At 45.1% G+C, this 10,111-nt stretch carries 11 protein-coding genes; 4 read left to right on the forward strand and 7 right to left on the reverse strand.

The features are described 5' to 3' along the window. The first annotated feature begins 483 nt into the window (after positions 1–483). On the forward strand, positions 484–927 hold the full coding sequence (locus IQ263_RS11475; RefSeq protein ID WP_194067535.1) for a hypothetical protein: 444 nt from the start codon (positions 484–486) through the stop codon (positions 925–927). A 201-nt stretch (positions 928–1,128) separates the two neighbouring features. Here the strand turns inward: IQ263_RS11475 and IQ263_RS11480 are convergent, their stop codons facing one another. The 3 genes from IQ263_RS11480 to IQ263_RS11490 form a co-directional block, all read right to left on the reverse strand. Further along, positions 1,129–1,272 (reverse strand): hypothetical protein, encoded by a 144-nt coding sequence (locus IQ263_RS11480; protein WP_194067536.1) that lies wholly within the window; start codon positions 1,270–1,272, stop codon positions 1,129–1,131. Next, positions 1,273–2,277, reverse strand: coding sequence for a phenylalanine--tRNA ligase subunit alpha (pheS, locus tag IQ263_RS11485; RefSeq protein ID WP_194067537.1), 1,005 nt, complete (start codon positions 2,275–2,277; stop codon positions 1,273–1,275). 457 nt (positions 2,278–2,734) lie between these two features. Then, positions 2,735–3,013, reverse strand: a complete 279-nt coding sequence (locus IQ263_RS11490; protein WP_194067538.1) for a hypothetical protein — start codon at positions 3,011–3,013, stop codon at positions 2,735–2,737. 94 nt (positions 3,014–3,107) lie between these two features. Here IQ263_RS11490 and IQ263_RS11495 point away from each other — a divergent pair, with 94 nt between their 5' ends. Further along, positions 3,108–4,226, forward strand: a complete 1,119-nt coding sequence (locus IQ263_RS11495; RefSeq protein WP_194067539.1) for a hypothetical protein — start codon at positions 3,108–3,110, stop codon at positions 4,224–4,226. A 233-nt stretch (positions 4,227–4,459) separates the two neighbouring features. Here IQ263_RS11495 and IQ263_RS11500 read toward each other — a convergent pair whose 3' ends face one another. Then, positions 4,460–4,753, reverse strand: coding sequence for a hypothetical protein (locus IQ263_RS11500; protein WP_228049976.1), 294 nt, complete (start codon positions 4,751–4,753; stop codon positions 4,460–4,462). Between the two features lie 3 nt (positions 4,754–4,756). Next, a complete protein-coding gene (locus tag IQ263_RS11505; protein WP_194067541.1) occupies positions 4,757–5,398 on the reverse strand; it encodes a class I SAM-dependent methyltransferase in 642 nt (213 codons plus the stop codon). A gap of 100 nt (positions 5,399–5,498) precedes the next feature. Here IQ263_RS11505 and hemH point away from each other — a divergent pair, with 100 nt between their 5' ends. Then, the gene (gene hemH, locus IQ263_RS11510; RefSeq protein WP_194067542.1) at positions 5,499–6,662 is read left to right on the forward strand and encodes a ferrochelatase; all 1,164 of its coding nucleotides are present in this window, start codon (positions 5,499–5,501) and stop codon (positions 6,660–6,662) included. Positions 6,663–6,856: 194 nt separating this feature from the next. On the opposite strand, the gene IQ263_RS11515 is transcribed toward hemH, so the two are convergent. Next, positions 6,857–7,468, reverse strand: coding sequence for a DUF4126 domain-containing protein (locus IQ263_RS11515; protein ID WP_194067543.1), 612 nt, complete (start codon positions 7,466–7,468; stop codon positions 6,857–6,859). 337 nt (positions 7,469–7,805) lie between these two features. Here IQ263_RS11515 and IQ263_RS11520 point away from each other — a divergent pair, with 337 nt between their 5' ends. Then, entirely contained in the window at positions 7,806–9,092 is a 1,287-nt protein-coding gene (locus tag IQ263_RS11520) for a Glu/Leu/Phe/Val family dehydrogenase (RefSeq protein WP_194067544.1), read from the forward strand. 200 nt (positions 9,093–9,292) lie between these two features. Here the strand turns inward: IQ263_RS11520 and IQ263_RS11525 are convergent, their stop codons facing one another. Next, the gene (locus tag IQ263_RS11525) at positions 9,293–9,982 is read right to left on the reverse strand and encodes a formylglycine-generating enzyme family protein (protein ID WP_339384842.1); all 690 of its coding nucleotides are present in this window, start codon (positions 9,980–9,982) and stop codon (positions 9,293–9,295) included. Positions 9,983–10,111: the final 129 nt, after the last annotated feature.

Raw genomic sequence — 10,111 nt, forward strand, 5'->3', positions numbered from 1 at the left:
TGCTGAATTAAGCCAAGACAAATTAAGGTGCTGCACCTGTCAATTGCTGGCTATCTTAGAACCGGAGAGGGAAAAGGGAAAAGGGGGAGGCTCAACAGTCAACAGTTAACAGTAGCTTAAATGCGTGAGTGTCGATCGCACCTCAGTCGATCTAGCCACCAAAAGTCCCAATCGCTAGCATTCCTGAAAATTCCCTAATCTGCAGATATAAAGTCAACTGTTTAATCGCCCATCACAAATCACAAATCTAAAATAGACTGTTGAAACCCGCCAAATCTGGTATTTGGAGTCTATTCTAATAATTTCCAATCTAAAATCTAAAATCTAAAATCTAAAATAGATAGACTGATGTTTTTTGTTTCAATCTATCAAAAGACTGATCTTTTTAAATAGAGCGTCGTTGCATAAGCTCTATCTAGAGAATGGTTCAGTCGATCGCTGCGATAGGGTAGAAATAGAATGTCAAACTTCAATTTTTAATCTATGAAACTGAATTATTTTACCAAAGGGCTTTCGACTGTCGGGCGCTATCTAGCTGCAACCGTGCTTTGCGTATCAGCAATGGCATTTGTTTGGCAGGGTGCGTATTTCTCGAACACCGCAGCCCTAGCCTCTCCTGCTATAAACTCCATCGCAGCAGCAGATATTGGCGATAACGTGCAAGACAAAGCCAGCAAAGATGCTGGACGCACCAAGAATTTCATCAAAGATACAGAAGAAAAAGTTAAGGACGCCGCCAAGACAAATGCCGCCAAAGTCGATCGAGCATCGGATAATGGTAGTTTCGTAGAGCGCAAAGCGAAGGAAGATGCAGCTACGATTGAGAAAAGAGCCGAAGAAGATTCTGCTCGCACTCAAGAAGCAGTAGATAACACCAAGAACGCTGTCGAGCGCGTTGTTGACAGCATCAAGGATGCTTTTAACTAGACAATCAATAATATAGTGTTGGCTCGCTCCACCACGGTCAAACTGGTTCGTAGTCAGGACTTTAGTCCTTTTTGCCCCAAATACTAAAGTCCTCACTAAAAACCAAAAGTATTAAAGGTTCGTAGTGAGGACTTTAGTCATTCTTTTTAAGGTTCGTAGTCAGGACTTTAGTCCTTCTTTTCCCAAATACTAAAGTCCTAACTAAAAACCAATCCAATTCGGGTGAAACTCTTCAGACATCAGAGCGTGTTTTTTCGCCCTTTTCTCATACCTGGAAACCAACAGCATCACTCTGCATTTAGCCAAACCTCCAAACAGAGCCTCAAACCGATCGCAATTCATCATTTAAAATTGCCGCAAAAAGCGCAAATCGCTAGAATAAACCCGGCGAATATCGTCAATTTCATAAAGTACCATTGCGAACCGCTCCACACCAAAACCCGCCGCAAATCCAGTATATTTTTCTGGATCTAAACCGACTCCTTTAAGAACATTCGGATCGACCGCGCCGCAGCCCAAAACTTCCAGCCATTTGCCGTTCCACTGCAAATCAACTTCAGCAGAAGGTTCTGTAAATGGAAAGTAACTCGTGCGGAAACGAATCGGCAAATCTTGCCCGAACATTTGCCGCAAAAACTCTTTAATTGTGCCTTTTAAGTCAGTAAATGTCAGGCCTTCACCGATCGCTAAAAGTTCGATTTGGTGAAAAACTGCTGCGTGAGTAGCATCCACAGTATCGCGGCGGTAAACGCGGCCGGGAGAAACAATCCGAATCGGCGGTTTGTGCTGTTCCATGTAGCGAATTTGCACCGATGATGTCTGAGTCCGCAGCAAGTCGCCTCCCGGCAGATAAAATGTATCTTGCATATCCCGCGCCGGGTGGTCGGGCGGGGTGTTCAGCGCCTCAAAGTTGTAATAATCTGTTTCCATTTCCGGGCCGTTGGCGACGGTGTAGCCGAGACCGACAAAAATATCGAGAGCGCGGTCTATGACGGCGTTTAAGGGGTGAACGCGGCCTTGGGGGCGAAAAATCCCCGGCATGGTGACATCGAGGGTTTCTGAGGCTAATTTGGCTTGGATTTGGGCAGTTTGGAGGCCGGCGCGTTTGTCTTCTAAGTCGGCTTGCAGGGCTTCTTTTACCGTATTGGCGATCGCGCCTACTTTGGGCCGCTGATCTGGCGACAGTTTGCCCATCATGCCTAAAATCTGAGATAGTTGGCCTTTTTTGCCAAGGTAGCCGACGCGCAACTGTTCGAGTTGTTCGAGGGTATTCGCCGTGGCGATCGCACTTTTGGACTCTTGACCGAGGGTTTCTAGTTGAGTTTCAATATCGCTTAGTTGGACAGTCATCTTGATTTTAGATTTTAGATCTGAGATTTTAGATTGAAGGCTGTTTTGAACCAAGCTGAGTTTACCGCAATCTTGGCACTACCGGCTTGTATATTTGAGATTTTAGAACAAACCGTGAAAAATGGGCACTGCGGGCGATCGTTAGTCATTAGTCATTAGTCATTAGTCAGCAGTCATTAGTCATTAGTCATTAGTCATTAGTCATTAGTCAGCAGTCATTAGTCATTAGTCATTAGTCATTAGTTAACAGTTAACAGTTAACAGTTAACAGTCAACAGTTAACAGTCAACAGTCAACAGTGCCACCGGAATTGTTGATACAATTAATCTGCGTTAATCTGTGTTTATCAGCCCTCATCTGCGGTTTAAAAAAGAGATAATTTATCACCGCAGATGACAATTGATTGACGCCGATTCACGCAGATGCAGAGAAATCATTAGTCAATTGTAAAATCCTGTCAACAGTCAACAATCACTGACGCTGCAACCAGGGTAAACGCATCTTGGTAGACAATGCTGTGCGTGTGAGTTTGTGCGCGATCGCAATTATCGATTTTAGCCGGTTTAGCCACCCGATCGACCGGGCGACATTGTTTTGAGTATTTTTGCTTAGGCGATCGTTGATGGGGCGATCGACCTTTCGGCTCAAATCCGCTGAAATATAAGTATTGCGGGTATGCAGACAGCAGTGCGCCTTCCTGCGGATATCGGTAACAGTCGATCGAATTTGAATTCAATTGCCGACAACTCAAGAGAATCTATTAAGATATATAGACTTGCCCAAATCTTGCCAGTTCAAGATTGCAAGTTCAGACTCTACTGGAGCTTCTCATGTTAGCCGAGCTAATCTCTTCCAGACGCATACTCAAAGCCAAACTCCTCGACTTCTTAGGACTTCCCGAAAATTGCGAAGACAAAACAGATAACATCGTCAACCGAATTGTATCCGTACTAGAAATAAACGCAGCCGAACAACAAAGATTTTTGGAGACATTCAAAAGTGAATTAGCCGTCGCTCCGGTAGAATTAGAAGCAATGCTCAAGTGTTCGGCAGCAGAACGCCAGCAATGGATCGAACAAGGCAAACTTCCTATTTTAGAATACCGCTCTTTCCTCAAATCTGGAATTCATTTAGAATATCCCGTTCACGACAGAAGATTCATCTTAACTCTCACGCCAGCAGATATTAACAACTGGCGCAAAGAACCCAAAGCGCCTATCAAAACTAATGACCAAACAGCGGCTGCTGTCAGTACAAAAAACCCCGAAGAAAACGAACAATCCCGAATAGCTTTTAGTTCAGCTTGGGAAAAAATAATTGCCGACTGGAAAGAACAAGGTTCGGCGGAAATTTCTGCAACCTTCCAGCTAGCTTACTGGACAGTTTGGGCATCACGGTGGGCCAAAGAAAATCAGATCAAAAGTCAAGGAAGTGAATCTAAGAAAATCTACGAAACTCACCAGCAGGAATGGTACCATCGCAAAAATCAAGCAGTTAAGTTACTGATTGAAATGCCCTACGCCATGCTTTACTTTTATCGTCCTCCCGATGGTGACAAATTATATCTGGAACTGTGCGACGACCACCAGGATATGATGAAAGATGACTACTATTGGGACAAGTGGGAGTTTTTTAATCAGAATCGCAAACTGGTAAATAGATGCCGCGAATGCGTGTACTGCGAAACCAAAGATTATTACTCGCTTTACTATCTCGAAATCAAGAGCGACAAGTTTCCCGATTTTAGTTTTTCCTACCACACGCCGTACACCATCGGCCGAAAATTTTTGCCGCATCCCGAAACGCTTCCTCCCGTTGACCACGTAGAACAAGACGGCATTTTTCGCTTTGGCCGCCCGCTGCTACAACAAGAAAAAGTTATTCACACAGAAAAGGATGTGTTGCTCAAGTTTGAGGCGGCTTTGGCTGAGGCCAAAAAGTTTGTTTAGTCAGTAGTCAGTAGTCAGTAGTCAGTAGTCAGTAGTCAGTAGTCATTAGTCATTAGTCATTAGTCATTAGTCATTGGTTTAAAAGTAGAGTAATGTGCACGCGCGCCGACTTGAGAAACCGGGTTTCTTTTAATATTTCTCGTCACTCAACCCACAACCCTTAGAAATCGGGTTTCTTAGTCACGCACTCACGACCAGAGAAACCGGGTTTCTTTCAATATTTATCGTTGCTGTTACGAATAATCGTAGAAACCCGGTTTCTTACCGTGATATGCACGTCCGTTACTGATGACTAATAACCAATAACCAATAACCAATAACCAATAACTAATAACCAATAACCAATAGCCAATAACCAATAACCAATAGCCAATAACCAATAACCAATAACCAATAACCAATAGCCAATAACCAATAACCAATAACCAATAACCAATAACCAATAGCCAATAACCAATAGCCAATAACCAATAACCAATAACCAATAACCAATAGCCAATAACCAATAACCAATAACCAATAACCAATAACTATTTTTGAACTTGGATTACTTGAATACTGCCGCCCGCATAAAGTTTGGGTTGTTGAGTTGCTTGGGAATTGTTAGGTTGAAATCCAACTTCTGCTAACAAACTATTCAAGTCAGTTTCGATTAACTCCCAAGCGGTTTCAGTCTCAAACAACCACAAAAATACAGCTAACCCCGGCCAAAATACTGGATTTGTGGGTCGATGAAAATCTACCAAAGTGAATACACCCCCGGGCTTGAGTACGCGGTAAACTTCTTGAAAGATTTGCCTCAACTGTAGGGGCTGCATTTCGTGCATCGCTACGCTGCTGTGCACCAAGTCAAACTCACCGTCGCCAAATGGCATGGATTCGGCAAAAGCTTCTACATACTTGGCTGACGGTACATTTTTTCTGGCCCGTTCCAGAGATAATGGCGAAGCGTCAAGTCCTGTGACATCCTGGGAATATTGCACGAGAAACTGCGTAGTCTGGCCGCTACCGCAACAAAGGTCTAAAATTTTAGTTTCCGCCCTAGGGGTCAAATTTTGCAGGGCTAGCTGGCGAAAACGAGCCTCGCCACCTACGCTCAAAGAAGCCAGACGGGCGATCGCGTCGTACAGCCACTGATACCGATAACTTAAATCTCTAAAAATTGTTGCCACAGTCAAAATTATGTATAGCTTGTTATCGACTTAAGATATCATGAGGCTATATTGTTAAAATAAGTAACAGAACTGAGACGATGGGAGAGCTGTAACTGCTATGGGCCGTGTGGGAGTATTGCTATTAAACTTGGGCGGGCCAGATCAAATCGAGGATGTCCGTCCTTTCCTGTTCAACTTGTTTGCTGACCCGGAAATCATTCGCATTCCGTTTCCGTGGATGCAGAAACCGCTCGCCTGGTTGATTTCGACCCTGCGATTTCAGAAATCCCAGGAAAACTACCGCCAAATCGGGGGCGGCTCTCCTTTGCGCCGGATTACCGAAGAACAAGCCGCTTCGCTGCAAGAACTCTTGCAAGAAAAGGGACAAGATGCCCGAGTATACGTGGGGATGCGCTATTGGCATCCTTTTACCGAAGAGGCGATCGCCAAAATTAAGCGCGATCGCATCGAACAGTTGGCAATCTTGCCGCTATATCCTCAATTTTCCATCAGTACCAGCGGTTCTAGCTTCCGGCAGTTAGAAGAAATGTGGGGCAAAGATCCAGCCCTCAGCGAGATCGAATACACCGCTATTCCTTCTTGGTATCAACGACCTGGTTACATTCAGGCGATGTCGGAACTGATCGCCCAAGAATTAGACAACAGTCCACATCCCGATCGAGTTCACATCTTTTTCAGCGCCCACGGTGTCCCCCTCAGCTACGTAGAAGAGGCTGGAGACCCCTATCAGCGCGAGATTGAAGATTGCACTCGTCTGATTATGGAACATTTGAACCGATCGAACGAACACACCCTCGCCTATCAAAGTCGGGTTGGCCCGGTGGAATGGCTCAAGCCTTACACCGAAGACGCGATTACTGAATTGGCAGAAAGTGGAGTCGAAGATTTGTTGGTAGTTCCGATTAGTTTTGTTTCGGAACACATCGAGACTCTGCAAGAAATTGACATGGAGTATCGAGAACTAGCAGAAGAATCGGGCATTGAAAATTTCTACCGAGTGCCGGCACTGAATACTCATCCGGTGTTTATTGAGGCCTTGGCCGATTTAGTCATCGAGTCGATCGAATCTCCCAGCGTTAAATTCTCTGATGTAGTACGCCCTTCCAAGAGAGTCAAAATGTACCCTCAAGAGCAATGGGAGTGGGGTTTGACGACGGGGGCCGAAGTCTGGAACGGTCGTGTAGCAATGATTGGTTTTATAGCATTAGTGCTCGAGTTAATTACGGGTCAAGGCCCGCTACACTCGATCGGCTTGCTTTAAATAGGGAATTGGGAATCGGCCCGCGCAGGGAATTGGGAATTGGGAATTGGAAATTGAGGCATTGGAAATGGGGGCATTGCTAATTGATAGCAATTAACCATAACTAATAACTCATAACTAATAACCAAGAACCAACAACTAATAACTAATACCCGATGCTCTGTTTGGCCGATGCCCGATGCCCAATAATTAAATTAATCAGGATCGCGCTTGCGGCGGCGGGGATTTCCCCCATCGCCCGCTCTTCCCTGAATTCTGTACCAGCGATACCACTCTTTAGAACTGCGAATTGCCAGCCACAGCAGCAGCATAGCAACTAACGCTCCCTGTCGCGGGGCATCAAAGGCAAAGAAAACCAAAGAAATGCACAGAACATCTTGCAAAAAAATTACCCAAATCGGCAAACCCCTCAGCCGGTAAAGCCATCCTGCTTGTACCAGTTGCAGCACTAAAGCCAACAAACCTCCGACAATACCAATAATCCACAGCATCCAAGGATGAGCAATAATTTCGTTGATCGAACTTACCTGAGCGATCGCAATTCCCATAATTGCTCCTACAATGGGACTGAAAATAATCTGCACAACTTGCAGCATCCGCTGTCCCGCAAAAGTTTTAGAAGCAAATAACTCTAACAGCGACCAACTCACCAAGATGGTAATAGCCACTTGGGGAGGAACCCCCGATAATAGAGGTATTTCCGACCAAAGTTTATCAATCCGCAACAAACCAATTAACAGCAGGGGCAGGGCAATTCTCATACCCCCCGCCGCCGATGCAGATAACGCGGCTAGGAGTCCAACCATAATAATAATTGAGTTTAGAACATATGCTAGAGCCTCGATCTATGTCACAATTTACTTCCCCTGGTGACTGGCTGTGATTTGAGCGATCGAACTCAAATTACCCCTTGAGCTTAAATATATCTCTCTATTTTAAGTGTATTTGCTTAATCTCTGCTTGGGAGTGCGATATTGTCGATCGATACAAAGTAGTTGAGTGTTGTTAGTTGACTGTTGTCAGAAGAAAGGAGGCAGCATTCAACCAGGATTGTGATTAAATTAGCTTAAGCACCAGAAGCTTTCTTCTCTCTGACAACAGTCAACAGTCAACAGTCAACAGTCAACAGTCAACTAACTTCTTATGTCTGACTCATTATTTACCGATGCCAGTCGCCGATTAGAACGAGCCTTAAAATATGTATCCCTCTCCGAAGATACGATCGAACGGCTCAAATATCCCAAATCCAGCTTAATTGTATCGATTCCCGTGCGGATGGACGACGGTTCCCTGCGAATTTTCCAAGGTTATCGGGTGCGCTACGACAACACCAGAGGCCCCTCTAAAGGAGGAGTGCGCTACCATCCAAATGTATCCCTCGATGAAGTGCAATCCTTGGCATTTTGGATGACTTTTAAATGTGCGGTTCTCAACATACCATTCGGAGGAGGCAAGGGCGGAATTACTGTCAATCCCAAAGAATTGTCCAAATTTGAATTGGAAAGGTTGAGCCGGGGTTACATCGATGCGATCGCAGATTTCATCGGCCCCGATGTCGATATTCCCGCGCCGGATGTCTACACCAATCCCATGATTATGGGTTGGATGATGGATCAGTACAACATTATTAAGCGACAGCTTTGTCCGGGAGTAGTGACAGGTAAACCCGTAACAATGGGCGGCAGTTTGGGTCGAGATACCGCAACAGCAATGGGCGCTTTTTTTGTAATAGAAACTCTTCTACCCAAATTTGAACTAAATCCTCAAGACACAACCGTAGCAGTGCAAGGTTTTGGTAATGCCGGTGCAGAAATAGCAGAATTGCTGTGGAACGCCGGTTACAAAGTTGTTGCAGTCAGCGATTCCCAAGGGGGAATTTATGCCAAACAAGGCCTGGACATCCCCAGTATTCGAGGGTTTAAAGACTCTAATAAAGGTATCAAAGCTATTTACTGCGAAGGTTCAGTTTGCAATATTGCCGAACACGAATTTTTAACAAATGAGCAACTTTTAGCCTTAGATGTAGACGTGCTGGTTCCAGCAGCTTTGGAGAATCAAATAACTGAAGCCAATGTTAATGATATCAAGGCTAAGTTTATTTTTGAAGTAGCTAACGGGCCGATCGATTCGGCTGCTGATTTGATTTTAGAAGCGAGGGGAATTCAGGTAATTCCTGATATTTTAGTGAATGCTGGGGGCGTAACGGTTAGTTATTTTGAGTGGGTGCAAAATCGCAGCGGGCTTTATTGGACGCTGGAGGAAGTCAACCAGCGGTTGCAGCACAAAATGGTCGAAGAAACTCAGGCAATTTGGAAAATATCTCAAGAATTTTCAGTTTGCATGAGAACTGCGGCTTACGTGTACGGGTTAAATAGACTCGGAGAAGCTATGAATGCGAAGGGAACCCGGGATTATTATGTGAACGGTTGAGGGAAGTGCGGTAAGATTGTGCTATCGCACAATCTTACCGCAGTTATTCGAGAAAAGCGCAGTCTACGAACCAACATGGCAAAACTTGGCTTTGAATTGGGGAATTTTAGGCGTGCACGCAGCAGTTTATTTAACCGTAACCTTGCTGCTACAAAAGAGAAAAGATATTATTAAATAAGTAGGTCATCTAGCTACGGAGATTACGCGAAAACCAGAGCCACGCGAAAACCTATGAGCTGGAAGCGATGGCCCACACAAACCCTGACACGATAGGCACTGCGGCAAGTAAGCGCAGTATCGAACCAGGAACCGCCACGCAGGACTCGAACATCCCTTCTGCCAGTTTCCCAGGAACTTCCGTCAGTTGGTGCACCGTTCCAGTCTTCGTGCCACGTATCGCTGCACCACTCCAAAACATTGCCGTGCATATCGCACAGTCCAAAAGCATTGGGGGGAAAACTCCCGACATCGGTTGTTTGTTCACGGGAAAGTCCTGTGGGGGCGTTTGCGTAGCGCCCGTATCCCTTATAGTTGACTAATTCCGGGGTAATGGTTTCCCCAAAATGAAATGGGGTTGTTGTACCCGCACGACAGGCGTATTCCCATTCTGCTTCACTCAATAGGCGATATTTTTTCCCGGTTTGTAGCGAGAGTTTGCCACAGAATTCTACGGCATCATCCCACGATACATTTTCTACAGGACGTTTTTCACCTTGGAAACGGGATGGGTGGTTTCCCATCACTGCTTGCCACTGTGCTTGGGTGATGGGGTATTTGCCTGCATAAAAAGTGGGTACTGTGACTTGATGCTGGTGACTTTGCTGATAATTTACTCCCTCTTCGTCGTTGGGGGAACCCATCATAAATGTGCCGCCGGAAATGTAAACCATTTCTAGGGCGTCGGTTCAGTATTAGGAGTTGACAAAACAAACTGAAAATGATATGTGAATTGAAAAGCCTGTTAAATTCTGACAATCAGGAAGAAGGAAGAAACCTTATGCGCCCTCCCTTATGGCATC

Origin of the sequence: Tychonema sp. LEGE 06208 (assembly GCF_015207505.1) — a bacterium.
Classification (GTDB): domain Bacteria; phylum Cyanobacteriota; class Cyanobacteriia; order Cyanobacteriales; family Microcoleaceae; genus Microcoleus.

Bases quoted from the DNA above. Each gene is read 5' to 3' on its own strand.
- IQ263_RS11475 (WP_194067535.1), top strand. From the start codon at position 484: ATGAAACTGAATTATTTTACCAAAGGGCTTTCGACTGTCGGGCGCTAT.
- IQ263_RS11480 (WP_194067536.1), bottom strand. From the start codon at position 1,272: ATGATGAATTGCGATCGGTTTGAGGCTCTGTTTGGAGGTTTGGCTAAA.
- pheS (WP_194067537.1), bottom strand. From the start codon at position 2,277: ATGACTGTCCAACTAAGCGATATTGAAACTCAACTAGAAACCCTCGGT.
- IQ263_RS11495 (WP_194067539.1), top strand. From the start codon at position 3,108: ATGTTAGCCGAGCTAATCTCTTCCAGACGCATACTCAAAGCCAAACTC.
- hemH (WP_194067542.1), top strand. From the start codon at position 5,499: ATGGGCCGTGTGGGAGTATTGCTATTAAACTTGGGCGGGCCAGATCAA.
- IQ263_RS11515 (WP_194067543.1), bottom strand. From the start codon at position 7,468: ATGGTTGGACTCCTAGCCGCGTTATCTGCATCGGCGGCGGGGGGTATG.
- IQ263_RS11520 (WP_194067544.1), top strand. From the start codon at position 7,806: ATGTCTGACTCATTATTTACCGATGCCAGTCGCCGATTAGAACGAGCC.
- IQ263_RS11525 (WP_339384842.1), bottom strand. From the start codon at position 9,982: ATGGTTTACATTTCCGGCGGCACATTTATGATGGGTTCCCCCAACGAC.